The organism is Shewanella holmiensis (genome assembly GCF_025370255.1).
Classification (GTDB): Bacteria; Pseudomonadota; Gammaproteobacteria; order Enterobacterales; family Shewanellaceae; genus Shewanella; species Shewanella holmiensis.
Genome location: NZ_JAMTCD010000030.1, coordinates 1 through 19,394 on the forward strand (window position 1 = coordinate 1; position 19,394 = coordinate 19,394).

Genomic DNA, 19,394 nt, shown 5'->3' on the forward strand with positions numbered 1-19,394 from the left:
AAGGGAGGATGATGATGAACTAAACTTCAATAAAAGTACTGTAGAAATTCGGTTCGTATATTAGGACTTGTGATCTTGGCAAAAGTTCACCAGTTTTCAAATTATTTTAAATAAAGCGATGTACTTGATGTTTATAGGTGGCATTTTGTTCGATAAAACAATTTACGCTGATTGAGCCAATCGCCTAGTTATTTTATTTAACTAGGTTTAACAATGTATCACTCTTTAAGTTGTTTCGTTTGGGACGGCATTATCATGGTATTAGTGATGTTCGCCCAAACAAGATCGTAACGTCTTTTTTGCCGTTTTGGGCTTAAGCCAAGTACAATAATTGTTGCAATAAACCTATAACAGCTAACCATAATAAAATACCGAATTAAAACGGATATTCCCTTACAAACATCACCTTTAAAGATGCTATCTTTAGTGGCAATTAGTCAGATGCTTTTTTATAAAATATGAGCCTAGCGAAAGGATATTAACGTGGCCAAAACAATAGAAACTCAGTGGGATCATCAGCATGATTATCATTCTAGTGCGAATGTTGACTCATTAAAAGTGACTCATTTATCACTCGAGCTTAGAGTCGACTTTGAAGCCAAGCAGTTAATCGGTCACGTACAACTTCAGTTTGAATCAAATAATAATCCCAATAATGTTCAACAACTTATTTTAGATTGCCGTGATTTAACCATTTTCAAGGTAACTGATAAACATGGGGGCGTGCTTGATTTTACTCTTAGCGAGGTTGACGATGTGCTGGGGCAAAAGCTGGTTATTGACATTCATCAATCAATGCGTGAGGTCGTGGTTTATTATGCGACTTCCCCTCAAGCACAAGGTTTGCAATGGTTAACGCCAGAGCAAACACTGGGTAAATTAAAACCTTATTTGTTTAGTCAGTCTCAACCCATTAATGCCCGAAGCTGGATACCGCTGCAAGATACCCCAAAAGCTCGGGTGACTTTTGATGCCGTTATTCATGTAAACAATGGCTTGCGGGCTGTGATGAGTGCATTGAATGACCCGAAAATGCCTGAAAATGGTGTTTTTAACTTCGCTATGGATAAACCTATTCCAACGCATTTACTTGCCTTAGCCGTTGGTGATTTAGCGTTTGAAGCCACTGGGCCTCGAAGCGGTATTTACACTGAACCAGGAATGCTCGCGTGTGCAGTTAAAGAGTTTGAAGATACGGAAGCTATGATTCGTGTTTCAGAGTCGTTATTAGGTCCTTATGCTTGGGGTCGTTACGACATGATAGTGTTGCCGCCCAGTTTTCCATTTGGCGGTATGGAAAACCCTATGTTGGCATTTATGACGCCCACTTTGATCGCTGGAGATAAAAGTCTAGTCTCAACGGTTGCCCATGAACTTGCTCATTCCTGGACTGGTAATTTAGTCAGTAATGCTACCTGGCGTGATTTGTGGCTTAATGAAGGGTTTACGACTTATTTTACTAATCGAATCGTTGAAGCGGTATACGGAAAAGAACAAGCGGATTTAGAATGGGTTAATGAGTACACTCGCTTAGTGTCTGAGATGCATTCATCTGACTTGGCAGAGCAAACTTTGCCCGCCAATGTCCAACGTCAAGATCCAAATTTAGCGTTTAATCGTTTTACTTATGATAAAGCCTCTATGTTTGTGCATGAACTAGAGTGGCGTTTTGGTCGTGAAGCATTTGATGCATTCCTGTTTGACTATGTCAGTCATTTTGCTTTTAAAGCGATTACAACAGAGACATTTATCAGTTATATGCAGCAACACGTCTTGCCTACGTTTTCAGATAAGCTGTCGCTAGATGAACTCAATGAATGGGTTTATGGCCAAGGCTTACCAGAATGGTTTGTTGCTCCAACATCTAATAGCCTAGATAAAGTACACCTTGCATTAGCCGATTTTGAACAGCTTAAATCAGCAAGTTCATTAAATGTGACAGGATGGCGAGTACACCATTGGCAGTATTTTTTAAATCAATTACCGCAAGTTATCACGCAAGAGCAATTACTTGATTTAGATGAATCCTTTAATTTTACCCTCAGCCAAAACTCAGAGATTGCATGTGATTGGTTTAGGGTCGCTATTCGTAATCATTATGATCCTGTGCTAGACGCGTTATCAGGTTTTTTGATGACGGTTGGCCGCGCTAAGTTTGTTAAACCCCTGTATATCGAATTACAAGTTGCAGGATATCACCAAGAGGTGCAACAAATTTATCAGCAAGCTAGGGCAGGCTATCACCCTTCATTACAGGTGCAATTAGATAAGATAATTGTCATAAACTCGGCAGGGTAGTTGTTTGTTTCAATATCGTTTTGACGGAAGGTAAGTGCATGAGCTTAATATCAAATTCGTGGAATAACGTGACTAGAGCAAGAACCAAGTGTGAGGGGCCGTTATTATTTCGGTTTTCATTTAATTGTTCATTACAGGTGCGCAATAGTTAGGTTGAGTTTGACCTAGTTTTGTGGCATCTCAATAAAACAGCGCACAAACAGTAACTCACTAAGATTGACTCATTGCTTGTAAGTTACAAGCAAAAAAAAACCTCAGACAATATCTGAGGTTTTTTATTGCCTTACATAATGATAAGGCTAAAACATACTATTAACGTTTAATAGCTTCATGTTCGCCTGTTACGCCAATTTCTTCGGTCAATGCCGCTTCTTCAGTGTCATTGTGCCCTTCAGCACCGTGCATCCAATCGACTAACTTGTCAGCCATGAAGTATAAAATGATACCTGAAACTGCCGCAGTGATTGCGATGCCTGCGAAGATTGACATTGCATTCGCAAGTTGATCTTCAACACTGCCGCCATGACCGATTAATGAGCCGACTAAACCACCCACTTTGTTAGCAATCGCAATAAACAGGAACCATGCGCCCATCATTAATGATGCGATACGCAGTGGTGCAAGTTTAGTGACCATAGATAGACCAATTGGAGATAAACAAAGCTCACCCATAGTGTGGAAGAAATACGCACCGACTAACCACCACATGCTTGATTTGATTGAAGCGTCACCGTCCATCTGTAAAACAGCACCAATCATAAATAAGAAACCAATGCCAAGTAACACTAGACCAAGGGCAAACTTAACGGGTGAGTTGGGTTCATTTTTACCTAAACGTATCCAAATTGATGCTATAACAGGAGCAAAAACAACAATAAAAATAGCATTAAGTGATTGGAAGTAAGTCGTCGGAACTTCCCAGCTACCAATCATACGGTCGGTAAAGTTATTGGTGAATAGGTTCATTAAGCCACCGGCTTGTTCGAAACCAGCCCAGAAAATGATGGTAAATAAACCCATTACCATGATCACTTTAATACGATCACGTTCAATTTTAGTTAAAGGCTCACTACGCACTTGACCTTTTTGGGCATTTTTCTCTCTTTCAAGTTTTGCCGCAGGGACTGTACCAATATCACCCAATAATCTTTGGGCAAAGATGAACTGAATAATTAAAGAGGCAATCATACCTACACCAGCACAGAAGAAACCTGCCTGCCAGTTGTTTACAAATACTTCCTGACCTTCAATGACTGTGCTGTGACCAAAAGAGGTATAAGCCCAAGCTACGATAAAGCCAGATAACGCCGCACCCACGTTGATACCCATATAGAAAATAGTGAATGCACCGTCACGACGGTGATCGCCTTCTTCGTATAAGTCACCAACCATGGTAGAAATATTGGGTTTGAATAAACCGTTACCAAAAATTAGAGTACCTAAACCAATATAGAATAACGTGGTCTCTAAACCTGGGAACCAGCTATGTGGGGCCGCAAGGGTAAATTGTCCGATAGCCATTAATGCGCCACCGATATAAATAGCTTTTCGCTGACCTAGATATGTATCAGCTAACCAACCACCGATAAGTGGTGTTAAGTAAACAAGACCAGTAAACGTACCATATAAAGAAAGCGCTTCGGCTTGTGTCCAACCTAAGCCACTGCCCCCTTCAGATTGTACTTTATCAACCAAATAAAGTACTAAAATAGCGCGCATTGCGTAGTAACTGAATCGTTCCCACAATTCTGTTGTAAAGAGTAGGAACAATCCCTTTGGATGCCCAAGCATCGTTCCTGGTGCTTTTACTTCACTCATTAAGTTTTCCACCTTAAAGCTTGTGATTGGCTGTGACGCAAGTTGCATCACAGAATAGTTGTTTGCAAAGTTAACCTGAGTATCACAAAGACAGCACAATTCAAGAAAATGAAGTGCAACTTAACCAGGAAATCTTGGCTTATTTATTGTTCATTTTTATAATAAATAGTGTTTATTCGATGCTTAATTTGTTTAAAACATCAAAAAACCCACCTTATATACCCTTTTAAGACCGCTAAAGTCAATGTTTGTGCGGGTATGGGGTGTATATTAAGGGTTGCAAAAATGTTAACGCCGCTCTGTGTTTTATCTCTAGCTAAAACGTTTTTTGAAAGTCATTGAGGTTATTCCTACTGGTAGCCATTATTGCGTCATAATCAAGTTTGCCAACAGTTGGTCGATAAAGAGTGGCTTTATCAAAAAAATTTAGATGACGTTATTTTAAGCAAGTAAAGGGTGGTTTTTAACTTGTTTACAGCAATTAAGTGTTACGTGATTGCAAAAATGTAACTAAAAGTTAAAATGTGAAGAAATTACAGTGCTGCAAAATAATGATTATCCAGAATATGTTGCCTAACCGCATCGAGACAACATGATTGAGGACAATATGCGCTTATTATTAAATGCAATATCGCTATCTATTATTTTGCTGAGCACTGCAGCTTCGGCCTGGATAGATACTGATATGGATGGCGTGCCAGATAAAAAAGACGCTTGTGCTGGTACCGCAAAAGGCACAGTGGTTATGGCGAATGGTTGCCAAGACCCAAGCAATATTGCCATTGAAGAAATTGAAGAAATTGAAGAAATTGAACAAGAGTTTGACCTTGAGTCCCCGGTTGAAATATCGGCTATTGAAGAGCCACCATTAACCCCACAAGAGTTGGTTAATAGATGTGAACAGCAAACAGGCCTCAATGACATCTCAGCGTGTTTACAACAAGCAATACAACCTGTGTATTTTGAATTTGCTAAAGCGGATGTACTATTATCGCAGCGTCCATTTTTAGACAGTATTCATCGATTAACTGTTAAAAATGATAATGTGCAGTTGATGTTAGTTGGTCATGCCGACCTACTGGGCACGGATGAATTAAATCAAGCGCTGTCACTTGCTCGAGCAAACAGTGTAAAACAAATTTTAGTGACCGATTATCATTTTAATCCTGACAACATTTCTGTAAAAGGAATGAGTAACAAACAGCCTGCTGCAGATAACGCCACAGTAGAAGGGCGTCAACGGAATCGGCGAGTAGAATTTATCATTTCGGCAGAATAATCTGCCATTTAAAGGAGTAAAACAATGGAAAACCTTGAAGGTTTAGAAGGGTTAATGCAACAAGCACCTGAGTTTATTATGGCTTATGGTCTTAAAGCATTAGCGGCTTTGGTGATATTTATTATTGGTAAATATTTTGCCGGTGTTGCAAAACGTCTAACTGACAAAGTATTAAGCAGTCGTAAAGTTGATCAAACCGTAGTGTCATTTGTAGCTAATTTAGCGTGGGCAATTGTTTTTGTCTTCACTATCATTGCTACATTGGGCCAGATTGGCGTTCAAACTGCATCGCTTGTTGCCGTGATCGGTGCCGCAGGTCTTGCTGTTGGTTTAGCATTACAAGGCTCATTATCTAACTTCGCTTCTGGTGTGTTGATGGTGTTATTCCGTCCATGTCGTGTAGGCGATTTTGTTGAAGCTGCAGGTGTTGCAGGTGTAGTTGATGAAATTACTATTTTCTCAACTAAGCTACGTACTGGTGATAACAAGCTTATCATCGCACCGAACTCAGCCATTATGAATGGGACTATCACGAATTATTCAGCGCTTGAAAAGCGTCGTATCGATTTGGTGATTGGTGTTAGCTATGCGTCTGATATTGCTAAAACTAAGAAAGTGATTGCAGAAGTATTAGATAACAATGCATTTGTTTTAAAAGATCCTGATTATACCATTGGTCTAGCTGAATTAGCAGATTCTTCTATTAACTTTGTGGTTCGCCCATGGGTAAGTACGGATGATTACTGGCCGGCACGTTTTGAAGTTTTAGAGCAAATCAAAAATGCACTTGATGCTGCTGACATTGAAATTCCATTCCCACAAATGGATTTGCATGTAAAAGAGTTAGCTACAACTAAGTAACCTGAACTCTGGATAACAACTTGCTTTCTAGAGGGTATTTTTACTGATAACTGTGTTAAATTTGTTTGCAATAGGCCAGCTATTGACGCACAAATTTGCCTTGTTCTAAGAAAAAATATCTCTCTAGAATACATGGGTTAGATATATATTATTTAATTTCATATGTTTAGCTAATCTCTTATCCAGAGTTCAGGTTAAGTAATCAATTTATCGATTGAGTACGTATCAAAAAACCAGCCAACGGCTGGTTTTTTTAATGAATTTTTAAACGTATTTATTGGAGCTTACAATGACACTTAAACACGCACTTTTTAATTTAGGTTTTTCCTTAGTATTAATGACTACGCCGTTATTGATAACGTCGGCGATAAGCGCAGAAGTCACTATAGGTGGCCATTCTGTGACATTAAAAGGCAAATTACCGCTCAATAACATCACAGCACCAGAATTTAAAGTTGTCGACGATAAGTTTAATCCGGTACACCTAAGTGACTTCAAAGGTAAAACGGTATTAATCAGCGCAGTACCGAGTCTAGACACAGGTGTTTGTGCGCTGCAAACGAAACGTTTTAATAATGAGTTTGCCCATTTTAATGCTGATGTGGTGATGTTGACGATTAGTACCGATTTACCTTTTGCACAAAAACGTTTTTGCCAAACTGAAAGTGTCGATAAAATTAAAGTGTTATCTGATTCAGTTTGGCGCAACTTTGCAGAGCAATATGGCTTATTAATTGAAGATCGTGGTTTGTTAGCCCGTGCGATTTTTATCATAGATCCCGAGGGGAAATTGCAGTATCAAGAACTGGTTAAAGAGGTGAGCCAGCATCCTAACTACGACGCGGCGCTTTCAGCCTTGACAAAAATTGCTGCAGTAAAATCTTAATCCGTTACACTGTCGATTATCGATTGAGATTGAATAGATAATAGAAATGATGATTGATTTTAGAAGCGATACTGTTACTCAGCCAACAGCGGCAATGCGCCGCGCCATGGCAGAGGCTCCTGTTGGTGATGATGTTTATGGCGATGATCCTACCGTTAATCACTTACAGGATATGGCCGCTGAAATGTTCGGTTTTGATGGCGCATTGTTTGTTAGTTCTGGCACACAAGCTAACTTATTAGCATTGATGTCGCATTGTGATCGAGGCGACGAGTATTTATGTGGGCAACAAGCGCATAATTATAAATTTGAAGGCGGCGGAGCTGCGGTATTAGGCAGTATTCAACCTCAGCCGCTCAATAATCAGCTAGATGGCAGTATTTTATTAGCTGACGTTGAAGCCGCCATTAAACCCGACGATATACATTTTGCCCGCACTCGTTTACTCAGCCTTGAAAATACTATTGGCGGCAAAGTTTTACCTCAAGAGTATTTATCACAGGCGCAGGCTTTAGCGTTTAACCGCGGGCTAAAAATCCATTTGGATGGTGCCCGAGTTGCAAATGCTGCAGTCGCTCAAAATATCGATATTGCCGACATTACCCAGTATTTTGATTCAGTTTCAATATGCTTATCTAAAGGCTTATGTGCCCCAATAGGTTCTATTTTGTTAGGGGATGAACGATTAATTGCTAAGGCCACTCGATGGCGAAAAATGTTAGGTGGTGGTATGCGCCAAGCAGGTATTATTGCCGCCGCAGCTAAATTAGCATTAACGGAGCAGGTAGACCGCTTAGCTGAAGATCATCACCATGCAAAACTGCTTGCTGAAGCCTTATACCAATTTGACGAATTTGAAGTAGACATTAAAGCGGTACAAACCAATATGGTTTTTGCACGTCTGTCTAGTCACATCGATCCTCATTATTTATCACAGGCATTACTGCAAAAAGGCATTAAGATTAGCCCTAGTCAGCAACTGCGCCTTGTGACCCATGCGGATATTACCAGCGAAGATATTACGGCTTTCTTAGCATCCTTAAAGCAGGTGTTATCGGCTTAACTTAGAGAGTGCTTATCTGAAACCCCATGAAATATTTAACGCCATTTATGACATGAATGGCGTTAAATAGTGCAAATGTAATTCCGTTATGGGGCAATTTTTATTATTCAAACCTTTAAGTGTTTGATTAATAATATAACTACAATTGGCTTAATCATTGCTACCTCTTTAGTAATACACATGTTTGTTGTAAACAACTAAAGGGGTTTATATGAAATATCTTAGCCGTCATCTTATTTTACCAATTCATCTAAATAACAGTCAGGCGCTTTGCTGTGGACAGCTACTGAGTTGGATTAATGAACAAGCGACAATTTTTGCCAGTTGTCAGATGAAGAGTCAGTGTCATGTCGCCAAACTTATTTCTGAAATCAATTTTATGACACCTGCAGTAGCGGGCGATATGCTTGAATTTGGTTTTGAATGTGTAAGTTTAGGGCAAAGTTCAGTTACCATTCGTTGCAAGGTGCGTAATAAAGTGACTCAATCGCCTATCGCGAGTATTGATAAAATGGTGTTTGTAAACATAAATGCCAATGGCTTGCCTATTCCTCATGGAATGCGAGCCAATGCAGCTTAAAAACAGTATAGATAGGTAAGTCATGCGCGTAACTGACTTACCGATGCTTTTAGTAATCTAATTCAAGGGCAAAACACAAATAGGCCATCAGACTGGTCGTGTGTTGTAATTCCTTTTGGCAGTATTCTACAAAATCTGTCTGGCAAGCCTGTTTTTGCGAAATAGGTTTTATGGCGATAAAGTCTTTTCGTTTGAGTTCATCAAATAAAGGGTGATCTTGAGAAAACCCTCTTGGCGGTCTTATTAGTTGATCCCCTTCCATGTTAAAACCAGCTTTATTTAATCCCTGTATGGTCTTTTGATAGCCATTGGGGTTTTCATCTATGCATTGTCTTATTGCATTGAGACTTTTTGATTCCGGATGCCATATACCTGCAGCGATAAAGCATTCATCGTTAGCCAGATGAATATAAAAACCGGGAGCATGTACATCTTTCCCTTGAAAATGCCGAAATTGGATGCCCACGTTGGTTTTGTAGGGCGCTTTGTTGTGACTGAATCGACTATCTCGTTGAGGACGCATTAAGCTGCCACCGACTTTTTTGGCGACAGCAGTAAAGCGCGGTGAAAGGGCCAATACAGGTCCTTGCATGGCTTCAATAAACTGCAGAGCTGGGCCACGGACGAGCGCTTCATAACGGGGTTGGTTTTGTTTAAACCAATCGCGGTCATTATTTTGAGAGAGTTCCGTTAAAAAACCAAAAGTTTGTGGACTGAACATTGGCATGGCCCCGTATTTAATTCTTTTAATATTAACTGGTTAGTAGTAGTGTGATTGTGAAGATTTACTTAACAATTTATGCGAATTACCTTAACGTAAAAATAGATTTTAAAAAAATATATTTTATTGAAGATGCAGTGTATATTGCGCCGAAATTAGCTGAGACACGCTATGCTTAACAGCTGAGTTAATGAACAGTAATTTTGTTAAATGAGCCATTAACTTGTTTGGCTGTGATTATTTTCAAAAGGTAAGACTTTATTTCCTATTAATCTTAAGGACTGACCATGACGCAACAAACCCTCGATATAGTGGGCTGGAGAGAATGGGGCACGTTTCCTGAAATTGGCAATGAAAAAGTCAAAATTAAGGTGGATACAGGAGCTAAGACCTCTTGTTTACATGCTTTTAAAATTAAACCGTTCCAAAAAGAAAAACAGAAGTGGGTGCGTGTATGGTTGCATCCTGAACAAGAATCTGAACGTGAAGTTATCTGTGAATTCCCCATTTTTGATCGCCGTAATGTTAGCGATTCTGGTGGACACGTGACTAAACGGTATGTAATTAAAACACCAATCATTATCGGTAGAAAGCAGTTCGATATTGAACTGACCTTAACCAATAGAGATAACATGAAATTTCGTATGTTGTTAGGTCGCAGAGCACTGGAAGGACGATTTTTGGTGGATTCAGCAGCATCTTATATCACTGGAGAGTAGAATGCACATTGCAATTATGTCACGGAATAAGAATCTTTATTCCACCAATCGTTTAAAAGAAGCCGCCGAAGCTCGTGGGCATGAAGTTAAAGTTATCGACCCATTAAAGTGTTATATGAACATCAACATGACCTCTCCAAGCATCCACATGAAAGGCGAAGATCTGCCTAAGTTTGATGCCGTCATTCCACGTATTGGTGCATCAGTAACCTTTTACGGAACAGCAGTATTACGTCAGTTCGAAATGATGGGAGTTCACCCATTAAATGAGTCGGTAGCGATTACCCGTTCACGTGACAAGTTGCGTTCATTACAGTTACTCTCTCGTAAAAATATTGGCTTGCCTGTGACTGGTTTTGCAAACAAACCTGCGGATATACCAGACTTATTAGACATGGTTGGTGGCGCACCGTGTGTGATTAAGTTACTTGAAGGTACTCAAGGTATTGGTGTTGTACTTGCCGAGACGCGTAAAGCAGCTGAGTCTGTTATTGAAGCCTTTATGGGCCTTAAAGCCAATATTATGGTGCAGGAATATATCGCTGAAGCGGGTGGGGCTGACATTCGCTGTTTCGTGATTGGCGATAAAGTGATCGCGGCGATGAGGCGTCAAGCATTGCCAGGTGAATTCCGTTCTAACTTACACCGCGGCGGTTCTGCTACCATAGTTAAGTTAACACCTGAAGAGCGCTCAACCGCGCTTCGCGCAGCTAAGACCATGGGTCTTAACGTTGCTGGTGTGGATATTTTACGCTCTAAACATGGTCCATTAGTCATGGAAGTGAACTCATCACCAGGTCTTGAAGGCATTGAAAAAGCTACCGGTATTGATGTCGCTGATAAAATAATTCAGTTCATCGAGAAAAACCTTAAAAAAGGCAGCGCTAAGACCAAAGGTAATGGCTAATGGCTAAAAAACGCGAATCTTTTACTTTAGGTGAAGTGAGCGTTAAAGCTGGCACGCAACAAAGCGTTAAGCTTCCTGCGGCAAGACTTTATAACGACACACCAATGGAACTTCATGTTGAAGTGTTCCATGGTACAAAAGCGGGTCCAACCTTGTTGGTGTGTGCCGCCATTCATGGTGATGAATTAAACGGCATTGAAATTTGTCGACGTTTATTAAGTAAAATAAACGCTAAGTCTTTAGTGGGCACAGTATTAGTTGTGCCCATTATTAACGTATTTGGCTTTATTCAACAATCTCGTTATTTACCTGACCGTCGCGATTTAAACCGTTGTTTTCCAGGTTCTTCAAAAGGCGCTTTGGCGAGTCGTTTAGCTCATCTGGTTTCGCATCAGTTGGTTGACCGTTCAACCCATATTATCGATTTACATACCGGGGCGATTCATCGTGATAATTTGCCTCAGATCCGTTGTGATACCGATGATGAAGTGATGTTTGGGATGGCGAATGCGTTTGGTGCACCGGTTATCATGACATCGAAAAATGTCGTTGGTTCTATGCGAGGTTATGCCAATAGCAAAGGGATTCCGTGTATTTTGTATGAAGCTGGTGAAGCATTACGCTTTAGCGAAATGTCGATAAAATCAGGTCTTAACGGTGTGATGAATGTGATGCGCCATTTAGAAATGATTAAAGGTCGTATTCGCATAAAAGGCAATAGTGTTAACGCTAGCCGCAGTTATTGGGTTCGTAGTGAAGCCGATGGTTTGATTAACATTAAGCTTAAGCTAGGTGAGAGGGTTAATAAAGGTAATATCTTAGCCTATATTGTTAACCCACACGGCGGTGAAACTATCGCACTACGCGCGCCAACAGACGGTATTATTATCGGTAATAGTAATATTCCTGTCACTAATGAAGGTGAAGCATTATTTCATATTGCTCAATTTGAGGGTGATGAAATTGAGATTGTTAATGATAGCCTAGACGATTTCATGGCTGAATACGCATAATTATGTTTGTCAGTTAAAATGCCGCTGAATTCAGCGGCATTTTTGTTTTATCAACCTTCGGTTTGTTAACTAAGGCTTAAAAGTCTGATTCTTCGAATGCAACAATATACTCACTACTGGTTTCTATTTGTTTGCGTAAACTGCGGGTTTGGCTAACCCAGTAACTCATATAAAAGGTACCCGTTTTTAGTTTTGCTTGATAGAAGCTGACTTCATCTGTGCCTTTTTCAAGCGCCGCTAATGAGGTTGCGGCAATACGTGCCCACATCCAAGCTAATGCACTGATACCAAATAACTGCATATAAGCCATAGAAGCGGCCCCTACGATATCGGGGTTAGTCGCTGCGTGTTTGGCAATGTAACCTGTTGCGCGCTCAAGATCGCCTGCGGCGTCCATCAACCCAGCAATAAAAGGCTGCATTTGTTCATTAGCTGAGTGTTGGCCAATAAATTGCTTCACCATTTCGGACCATACTTGTAAGGTTGCACCTTTATCGGCCAGTAATTTACGACCCACTAAATCCAGTGCTTGTACACCGTTTGTACCTTCATAAATCATCGCAATACGAATATCACGAACAAATTGCTCCATACCCCATTCATTGATATAACCATGACCGCCGTATACTTGCTGGGCATCCACGCATGCTTTAAAGCCTTGGTCAGTAACAAATCCTTTCACAATAGGCGTAAACAATGCGGCTAATGCTGAAGCCTGTTTTGCTTTAACGGGGTCCGCTTCACGTTCTGCTTGGTCTAGCCACAAAGCTTGTTGCCCCATCAATGCGCGAGTGCCTTCATTAAATGATTTTTGCGACAGTAACATGCGGCGAACATCGCCATGAACCAAAATTGAATCCGCAGCTTTTTCGGCTTGTTTTACGCCACTTAGTGCACGGCCTTGAATACGATCTTTGGCGTAAACTAATGCATTTTGGTAGGCAATATCTGATACCCCTAAACCTTGAATCCCTACGCCTAAACGAGCCTGATTCATCATAGTGAACATTGCACGTAAACCTTGGTGAGGTGCGCCGACAAGCTCACCGACGGCATTGTCAAATAACATCACACAGGTGGAGTTTCCGTGAATCCCCATTTTATGCTCAAGACCTGTCGCCGCCAGGGTATTCGCTTCGCCAAGGCTACCATCGATATTCACTAAAAATTTAGGCACTGCAAACAGTGAAATGCCTTTTACGCCTTCAGGGGCATCAGGCAGACGTGCTAATACAAGGTGGATGATATTTTCCGCTAGGTCATGATCGCCAGAAGAAATAAAGATTTTTTCACCGCTAATTGCAAATGTATCGTCACCTAAAGGCTTTGCTTTTGTACGTAATAGGGCTAAATCGGTACCCGCATGTGACTCTGTTAGGTTCATGGTGCCAGTCCATTCCCCGCTCACTAGTTTCGAGAGATATTTTTGTTTTAGCGCATCACTGCCGTGTACATGAATGGCTGAATAAGCGCCATGTGTTAGCCCAGGATACATAGCAAATGCCATATTAGTTGCTGTTTTCATTTCAGTGGCAAAGGTACCCACGACTTCAGGTAAGCCTTGCCCGCCATATTCAGGGTCGCAGGTTAATGTTGCCCAGCCATTCTCAACATATTGTTTATAAGCATCTTTAAAGCCATCAGGAGTAATAACTTTACCATCAACTAATTTACAGCCCTGATGGTCGCCGACGCTATTTAAGGGCAGCATTATATCGGTCGTAAAATCGGCAACGCCTTGCAAGATGGCATCAACGAGCTCGGGATCGACTTCTTCAAATCCAGCTAATTCTTGATATTGATAAATGTTCAGTAGTTCAGAAAGAATGAATTGATAATCACGGATAGGTGCTTGATAAATAGGCATAAGAGGTCGTTCCTTGTTGATGCTTGTTATTGAACAATTTATCTCGCGGTATTTTCATCTGTAGGGACGAGGTACGCGATTCATTGTGCATTATGGTTATCTTTTCTACATTAACGTAATTTGAGTAAAAACTCAGTATTTTTATTGGATAAAAACTCAGCAATTTACCTGCTATTTTTACTCATAAAGCCAAGATGTTTTAGATTCTTTTATTGTTCTGCATCGGCGGGCGGAATTATTTTATGTTGTCGCCAAAAATTCACGCAATGCACTAAAACGGCATGCGGATTTTCTATTTGAGGGTAATGCCCTGTTTCAAGTAATGCGATTGTGTCAGCCTGTTCAATAAGTTGTTCGAATCGCATCAGTGTGTCTTGGCCTGAAACCGGGTCACAAATACCATTAATTAACCTGAGTGGTTGCGGGTATTGCTGTAATGCATTTACCCAGCGCTGACGACTTACTTGGCGCTCACGAATATATTGAATGACTTTGTGAATAACATCCACACCCTGATTATGCTGGATAAGTTGCCAATGAATCACAAGATCTGCCACTGGCACTTTTTGATAGCAAATGTGATTAAAGTTGGCGATAAACTTTTTGAATGAGAAAAATTTGGCCACTAAAAAACCAACAGGACTAAGCAATATTTTTTGGGTAAGAATAGGGCGGGTGGTTTCAGGAAATAAACCGCCATTAAGTAAAATGGTACTTTTTATATCAAAGTCGTCATTATTGTTAGGTTGGCCATGGCGAGCCAAAAGTTCCTGAGCAACGGTATCACCATAATCATGCGCCAATATATGAAATTCTTTAATTCCCTGATGCTTCAATACATCTTCAATGATGTCAGCTTGTAAACCAAAAGTGTATGTTACATTGCTGGGTTTATCAGATAACCCATAGCCGAGTAAATCTAGCGTGATTAAATGAAAATGCTTAGCTAATGTTAGCCACAGTGGTTTCCAGTCGTAGCAACTTGTGGGGAATCCGTGAATCAACAACAAGCAAGGTTTGTTACTTTTGACATGGTTAATGTATACCTGACGAGTAATACCATCATGGATATATTGATGGAAAAAACCACTTTGGTGCCATGGCGTCGGCCATATTTGAGAACAAGCATCACTTGAATGGTTGATAAGCATAGCTTCCTTTTTTGCTTCATTATCTGAATAGGCAAATCAAAATAGATATTAGAACATTTATGCTGCAATTATTATTTGTTTTTCTCATTCTACAGGGTAATCAAATCACCTTAGTGTGACCATTATGTTTTAGTTTACGGATAGTTTTGCGAGCAAGATCCCTTTTTGATGTTAAACATACTATTTTTTTAATCTATCGTGTTAAATTAAGAATTATCAGTTTTGAAAATAAGTCAATCTAGGGGTGTTTATGCAACATCGATTTCAAATTGCGATATCAGCAGGTCTTTTAGCCGCATTATGGGCTGGAGTCGCTGACGTATTTCAGTTAGTCACCTGGATTGGATTTCTAGGTTGCAGTACTTTTTTTGCCCAAACTGAAAATGGTTTTAAAGGCATGCTGATGGCAATGACCACTAACTTATCTGGTGTGTTTTGGGGGTGGCTAATTATTGCCGGCAGTACTTTTTTGGGTTCACCGATTATCAGTTATGCGATAACAGGTATCGTGACTTCAATTATGTGTTTACAAGCTAGCCATAAACGACTTGCCTTTATTCCCGGTGCTTTTATTGGTTGTTGCATTACTTTTGCGATGAACGCTGATATTGCAGCGATAGTGCCTCCATTAGTTATTGGTGCCTTGCTGGGTTACAGTATGAGCTTGCTAACGGATCAGTTGATTACATTGACAAAAAACAGACAAAACCTTTCGTCTCAGGTGACCAGTGTCAGTGACAATGCAGCAAAAGAGCTGTAGTCATAGCAAGCGTAATAAATGCAGTCAAACCTTAATTTGGCTGCATTTTACTCGGTAATAAAATGGTAATTTTTAGCATTGAGGTTAGCTAGCGTATAAATCGATTTAATACTCATTCAATTCCTATCGCTTTCCTTGTTCAAAATGAACGATTAAAACCGCTTTCATATTTTTGTTTTCTCAAAATTTTACGTACTGTTGTTTTTTAAGGCGTTCTCTAGGTTGCAGCGAGCCAAGAATTTTCGTCTATACTCTAAGAAAATAACTTGCTTTAGGCGCTAGCTGTTTTGGTGACCTTAAGATAATGTTGCATAAATCATCTAATAAAAATTATAAAGGATGCTTTATGAAGTATAGGAATGCACTTCAAGACTCTACAAAGCTACCTCGAAATGCGTCAATTGCGTTTCATATTGCCGCAATAATCACGTTTCTTGTTTATGGTTTGTATCGGTTACTCCATGATGATGTGTTTTTGTTTATGGTCTTTTTGTTAGCGATACTTCCTTTGTCTATATCTCTTTTATTAGAAATTAAGCACCTTGGAAAAGTGCAGCATAAGCAGTTCACTTTAATCCTAGTTTGTATGGCCATTGCCATTTCAAGCTATTACTTAGGTTATAAATCGCTAATCTATGTATTTCCTACCATCTTTATTTTTTTCTTTATTTTTAATCTGCAACATGCGTCTATTCTGAGTAGTTTTTATGCATTAATTTGCTTAGTCACGGCACTTAAAATTGAAAGCTTTGCCTTAGTTTGGCGCTTTGGTGTGGCAACTTTCGACTGTATTATTTTTGCGGCTATATTTGCTTATATCATTGCAAAACAAAAGGACGCGCTTATATATTTGGCAACCACAGATGAACTCACTGGCGCATTGAATCGAAAAAACTTAGCCGCTAGTTTAAGTCTCAGTATTGAATCGTTTCGGCATACCGGTACAGATTCTAGTCTGTTGTTAATCGACATAGACCATTTTAAAACGGTCAATGACACCTATGGTCATTTAGCGGGTGATAAGCTATTGACACAGTTCAGTGAAGTGATAAAGCAATTGCTACCAGCAGAAGCTAAACTGTTTCGTTTTGGCGGCGAAGAATTTTTAGTTCAATATGAAAATTGTGGTTTGGAAAAAGCCCTTGATATGGCGCACAAATTAAAGCATGCGGTTAATCAAACTCGTTTTGATGGCGTCCCTGTGACAGTGTCATGCAGTATTGGAGTGGCTGAATTACGTGTGAAAGATTCGTTAGAGGAATGGCTAAAACAAAGTGATATTGCACTTTATGCTGCTAAAAAATCAGGTCGAAATCGCGTGGTGTCGCGACTGGATAAATAGCGTTAAGCAATCAGATTGGAGGTAATTTGTCAGCTATTAAAGCAATGCTACAGTACTTTTAAATTATTCTATGCTATTGTATTAAAATGAAAATATAAGTTTATTTCAACAAATCTAAGTCAGGTCAATGATGAATCTTTTGACTACTTGCGAACCGCTTTGTATTGCTGAGTCGAAAACTCCACCATTAGAAACAATTGCCCGTTCGGAGGCTATATTATCTTGATAACAATGAATATGTAGTGGATTGTTACCCATTGAATGGAGCTTCTCAATCGAGCGCTTCATTAACAGAATACCTAAGCCTGTGCCTCTTTTCGATGGTCGAATACTTAAACCAATATGACCGCCACAATGCTTAATTTGATCGTTCAAATAATGCCGTAAATTAGTCACGCCCACGATTTCATTGTGATGAATTAGCCAGAATGTACTGCTAGGTACATAGCCATTGGGCAGGTTTATGCCTTGTGAAAAATCTTTGACTTTAGTTAAATAGGTATCGAAATCTTGATAGTCAAAATCTAATACGAATGGATACCGTTCCTCATTACCCAATTCATTGATATAACTATGATAACTGTACTGATATTCAATGCTAGGTAATACTAAATTCATATCGATATGATGCTCTAAACATTAAATATATTGAGAATACAAATAAAAATGCGCACTTGTGTATCAGTGCGCTGTTAAGTGGGGGATGTCTATCTTACAGACTAAAACACCATTTCAGGCACATGTTCAGGCACAATTAATTTACCCGCAGTTTTAGCGATAATTTCTTCAACCGAAACCCCTGGAGCACGCTCCAGTAAATGGAATGCACCGTCTTTAATTTCAATAAAAGCTAAATCGGTCATCACACGTTTAATGCAACCATAACCTGTTAAAGGTAGCTCACATAAAGGTAATAATTTTGAATTACCATATTTATCGGCATGCATCATGGTAACAATAATGTTATCTGCTCCAGCCACTAAATCCATTGCGCCGCCCATGCCTTTAATGAGCTTCCCGGGGATCATCCAAGAGGCAATTGAGCCATTAACGTCAACTTCAAACGCGCCTAAAACGGTTAAATCAACATGACCACCACGGATCATGGCAAAGCTTTCAGCAGATGAGAAAAATGATGCACCGGCAACGGCTGTAACGGTTTGTTTGCCTGCATTGATTAAATCTGCATCGATAGCATCTTCTGTTGGGAACTCACCCATACCCAATAGACCATTCTCAGATTGCAGCATTACCTGCATTCCATCGGGAATATAGTTTGCCACCAATGTAGGAATACCAATCCCCAGGTTAACATAAAAGCCGTCTTGCATTTCTTTTGCTACGCGTTGAGCAAGTTGTTCTCTTGATAAAGCCATGTGCTTGCTCTCCTTATTTTGCCGCTTTTACGGTGCGTTGTTCGATGCGCTTTTCAAAGCTTGCTTGGATAACGCGATCAACGTAAATGCCAGGGGTATGAATATGGTTAGGGTCTAATTCACCTGGTTGAACAATTTCTTCGGCTTCTACTACGGTAATTTTACCGGCAGTTGCCATCATAGGGTTGAAGTTGGCCGCTGTTTTACGGAACACTAAATTGCCCATAGTGTCGGCTTTCCAGGCTCGCACTAAGGCAAAGTCTGCGGTCAGAGATTCTTCAAGCACATAATGACGGCCTTTGATTTCGCGGGTTTCTTTACCATCGGCAATCGGTGTGCCGTAACCCGTTGCAGTAAAGAACGCTGGAATACCGGCGCCACCTGCACGAATTTTTTCAGCCAGTGTGCCTTGAGGCGTTAAAATGACGTTTAATTCGCCAGATAACATTTGCTGTTCAAATGTTGCATTTTCACCGACATAAGAGGCGATCATGGTGGAGATTTGACGTTGCTTGAGTAATAAGCCTAATCCAAAATCATCCACCCCAGCGTTATTTGAAATTGCGGTTAAACCTGTTACGCCCAATTTAACCATATGGTTGATTAGGCCTTCAGGAATACCACATAAACCGAAACCACCAACCATCAAGGTCATGTTATCTGTTAGTCCAGCCAGCGCTTCATCATAGCTGTGAACGACTTTATTAAAACCTGCCATTGTGCTGTCCTTTTCTCGTTTTTATGTTTAATAGA

18 protein-coding genes are annotated in these 19,394 nt (G+C 40.1%); 11 read left to right on the forward strand and 7 right to left on the reverse strand.

Annotation, left to right across the window (positions count from 1 at the left end; genetic code table 11):
* The first annotated feature begins 483 nt into the window (after window positions 1-483).
* Complete coding sequence (locus NE535_RS16685; protein WP_261299732.1) at window positions 484-2,298, forward strand: M1 family metallopeptidase; 1,815 nt, start codon at window positions 484-486, stop codon at window positions 2,296-2,298.
* A 312-nt stretch (window positions 2,299-2,610) separates the two neighbouring features.
* Here NE535_RS16685 and NE535_RS16690 read toward each other — a convergent pair whose 3' ends face one another.
* Window positions 2,611-4,116 carry a peptide MFS transporter gene (locus NE535_RS16690; protein ID WP_261299733.1) on the reverse strand — a complete coding sequence of 502 codons (1,506 nt, stop codon included), beginning with the start codon at window positions 4,114-4,116 and terminating at the stop codon, window positions 2,611-2,613.
* A 607-nt stretch (window positions 4,117-4,723) separates the two neighbouring features.
* On the opposite strand from NE535_RS16690, the gene NE535_RS16695 reads away from it, so the two are divergent.
* The 5 genes from NE535_RS16695 to NE535_RS16715 all read left to right on the forward strand — a co-directional run bounded on the left by NE535_RS16695 (window position 4,724) and on the right by NE535_RS16715 (window position 8,785).
* The gene (locus tag NE535_RS16695) at window positions 4,724-5,395 is read left to right on the forward strand and encodes an OmpA family protein (RefSeq protein WP_261299734.1); all 672 of its coding nucleotides are present in this window, start codon (window positions 4,724-4,726) and stop codon (window positions 5,393-5,395) included.
* A gap of 24 nt (window positions 5,396-5,419) precedes the next feature.
* Entirely contained in the window at window positions 5,420-6,256 is an 837-nt protein-coding gene (locus tag NE535_RS16700; RefSeq protein ID WP_261299735.1) for a mechanosensitive ion channel family protein, read from the forward strand.
* Between the two features lie 289 nt (window positions 6,257-6,545).
* On the forward strand, window positions 6,546-7,142 hold the full coding sequence (gene tpx, locus NE535_RS16705) for a thiol peroxidase (RefSeq protein WP_261299736.1): 597 nt from the start codon (window positions 6,546-6,548) through the stop codon (window positions 7,140-7,142).
* Window positions 7,143-7,191: 49 nt separating this feature from the next.
* Entirely contained in the window at window positions 7,192-8,205 is a 1,014-nt protein-coding gene (ltaE, locus tag NE535_RS16710) for a low-specificity L-threonine aldolase (protein ID WP_261299765.1), read from the forward strand.
* Window positions 8,206-8,416: 211 nt separating this feature from the next.
* Window positions 8,417-8,785, forward strand: a complete 369-nt coding sequence (locus tag NE535_RS16715; protein WP_261299737.1) for an acyl-CoA thioesterase — start codon at window positions 8,417-8,419, stop codon at window positions 8,783-8,785.
* 49 nt (window positions 8,786-8,834) lie between these two features.
* Here NE535_RS16715 and NE535_RS16720 read toward each other — a convergent pair whose 3' ends face one another.
* On the reverse strand, window positions 8,835-9,506 hold the full coding sequence (locus tag NE535_RS16720; protein ID WP_261299738.1) for a DUF2461 domain-containing protein: 672 nt from the start codon (window positions 9,504-9,506) through the stop codon (window positions 8,835-8,837).
* Between the two features lie 287 nt (window positions 9,507-9,793).
* Between NE535_RS16720 and NE535_RS16725 the strand changes: the two genes are divergently transcribed.
* From NE535_RS16725 to NE535_RS16735, 3 genes are read left to right on the forward strand one after another with little or no spacing between them, the layout of a single operon-like run.
* The gene (locus NE535_RS16725; RefSeq protein ID WP_261299739.1) at window positions 9,794-10,225 is read left to right on the forward strand and encodes an ATP-dependent zinc protease family protein; all 432 of its coding nucleotides are present in this window, start codon (window positions 9,794-9,796) and stop codon (window positions 10,223-10,225) included.
* A gap of 1 nt (window position 10,226) precedes the next feature.
* Window positions 10,227-11,132 (forward strand): 30S ribosomal protein S6--L-glutamate ligase, encoded by a 906-nt coding sequence (gene rimK / locus NE535_RS16730; protein WP_261299740.1) that lies wholly within the window; start codon window positions 10,227-10,229, stop codon window positions 11,130-11,132.
* Window positions 11,132-12,145 (forward strand): succinylglutamate desuccinylase/aspartoacylase family protein, encoded by a 1,014-nt coding sequence (locus tag NE535_RS16735; protein ID WP_261299741.1) that lies wholly within the window; start codon window positions 11,132-11,134, stop codon window positions 12,143-12,145. Before rimK ends, NE535_RS16735 begins: the two co-directional genes overlap by 1 nt.
* A gap of 76 nt (window positions 12,146-12,221) precedes the next feature.
* On the opposite strand, the gene NE535_RS16740 is transcribed toward NE535_RS16735, so the two are convergent.
* Together NE535_RS16740 and NE535_RS16745 are read right to left on the reverse strand one after the other, a co-directional pair.
* Window positions 12,222-14,012, reverse strand: coding sequence for an acyl-CoA dehydrogenase C-terminal domain-containing protein (locus NE535_RS16740; protein ID WP_261299742.1), 1,791 nt, complete (start codon window positions 14,010-14,012; stop codon window positions 12,222-12,224).
* A 209-nt stretch (window positions 14,013-14,221) separates the two neighbouring features.
* Window positions 14,222-15,163 (reverse strand): alpha/beta fold hydrolase, encoded by a 942-nt coding sequence (locus NE535_RS16745; protein ID WP_261299743.1) that lies wholly within the window; start codon window positions 15,161-15,163, stop codon window positions 14,222-14,224.
* Window positions 15,164-15,413: 250 nt separating this feature from the next.
* Here NE535_RS16745 and NE535_RS16750 point away from each other — a divergent pair, with 250 nt between their 5' ends.
* Both NE535_RS16750 and NE535_RS16755 read left to right on the forward strand, forming a co-directional pair.
* Complete coding sequence (locus tag NE535_RS16750) at window positions 15,414-15,923, forward strand: DUF1097 domain-containing protein (protein WP_261299744.1); 510 nt, start codon at window positions 15,414-15,416, stop codon at window positions 15,921-15,923.
* Between the two features lie 346 nt (window positions 15,924-16,269).
* Window positions 16,270-17,265 (forward strand): GGDEF domain-containing protein, encoded by a 996-nt coding sequence (locus NE535_RS16755; protein ID WP_261299745.1) that lies wholly within the window; start codon window positions 16,270-16,272, stop codon window positions 17,263-17,265.
* Window positions 17,266-17,379: 114 nt separating this feature from the next.
* On the opposite strand, the gene NE535_RS16760 is transcribed toward NE535_RS16755, so the two are convergent.
* From NE535_RS16760 to NE535_RS16770, 3 genes are all read right to left on the reverse strand, one after another.
* The gene (locus tag NE535_RS16760; protein WP_261299746.1) at window positions 17,380-17,883 is read right to left on the reverse strand and encodes a GNAT family N-acetyltransferase; all 504 of its coding nucleotides are present in this window, start codon (window positions 17,881-17,883) and stop codon (window positions 17,380-17,382) included.
* Window positions 17,884-17,984: 101 nt separating this feature from the next.
* Window positions 17,985-18,641, reverse strand: a complete 657-nt coding sequence (locus NE535_RS16765; protein WP_261299747.1) for a 3-oxoacid CoA-transferase subunit B — start codon at window positions 18,639-18,641, stop codon at window positions 17,985-17,987.
* Window positions 18,642-18,654: 13 nt separating this feature from the next.
* Window positions 18,655-19,359, reverse strand: coding sequence for a CoA transferase subunit A (locus NE535_RS16770; protein WP_261299748.1), 705 nt, complete (start codon window positions 19,357-19,359; stop codon window positions 18,655-18,657).
* Window positions 19,360-19,394 lie beyond the last annotated feature (35 nt).

Bases quoted from the DNA above. Each gene is read 5' to 3' on its own strand.
- NE535_RS16690 (WP_261299733.1), bottom strand. From the start codon at position 4,116: ATGAGTGAAGTAAAAGCACCAGGAACGATGCTTGGGCATCCAAAGGGA.
- NE535_RS16695 (WP_261299734.1), top strand. From the start codon at position 4,724: ATGCGCTTATTATTAAATGCAATATCGCTATCTATTATTTTGCTGAGC.
- NE535_RS16700 (WP_261299735.1), top strand. From the start codon at position 5,420: ATGGAAAACCTTGAAGGTTTAGAAGGGTTAATGCAACAAGCACCTGAG.
- tpx (WP_261299736.1), top strand. From the start codon at position 6,546: ATGACACTTAAACACGCACTTTTTAATTTAGGTTTTTCCTTAGTATTA.
- ltaE (WP_261299765.1), top strand. From the start codon at position 7,192: ATGATTGATTTTAGAAGCGATACTGTTACTCAGCCAACAGCGGCAATG.
- NE535_RS16715 (WP_261299737.1), top strand. From the start codon at position 8,417: ATGAAATATCTTAGCCGTCATCTTATTTTACCAATTCATCTAAATAAC.
- NE535_RS16720 (WP_261299738.1), bottom strand. From the start codon at position 9,506: ATGTTCAGTCCACAAACTTTTGGTTTTTTAACGGAACTCTCTCAAAAT.
- NE535_RS16725 (WP_261299739.1), top strand. From the start codon at position 9,794: ATGACGCAACAAACCCTCGATATAGTGGGCTGGAGAGAATGGGGCACG.
- rimK (WP_261299740.1), top strand. From the start codon at position 10,227: ATGCACATTGCAATTATGTCACGGAATAAGAATCTTTATTCCACCAAT.
- NE535_RS16735 (WP_261299741.1), top strand. From the start codon at position 11,132: ATGGCTAAAAAACGCGAATCTTTTACTTTAGGTGAAGTGAGCGTTAAA.
- NE535_RS16740 (WP_261299742.1), bottom strand. From the start codon at position 14,012: ATGCCTATTTATCAAGCACCTATCCGTGATTATCAATTCATTCTTTCT.
- NE535_RS16745 (WP_261299743.1), bottom strand. From the start codon at position 15,163: ATGCTTATCAACCATTCAAGTGATGCTTGTTCTCAAATATGGCCGACG.
- NE535_RS16750 (WP_261299744.1), top strand. From the start codon at position 15,414: ATGCAACATCGATTTCAAATTGCGATATCAGCAGGTCTTTTAGCCGCA.
- NE535_RS16755 (WP_261299745.1), top strand. From the start codon at position 16,270: ATGAAGTATAGGAATGCACTTCAAGACTCTACAAAGCTACCTCGAAAT.
- NE535_RS16760 (WP_261299746.1), bottom strand. From the start codon at position 17,883: ATGAATTTAGTATTACCTAGCATTGAATATCAGTACAGTTATCATAGT.
- NE535_RS16765 (WP_261299747.1), bottom strand. From the start codon at position 18,641: ATGGCTTTATCAAGAGAACAACTTGCTCAACGCGTAGCAAAAGAAATG.
- NE535_RS16770 (WP_261299748.1), bottom strand. From the start codon at position 19,359: ATGGCAGGTTTTAATAAAGTCGTTCACAGCTATGATGAAGCGCTGGCT.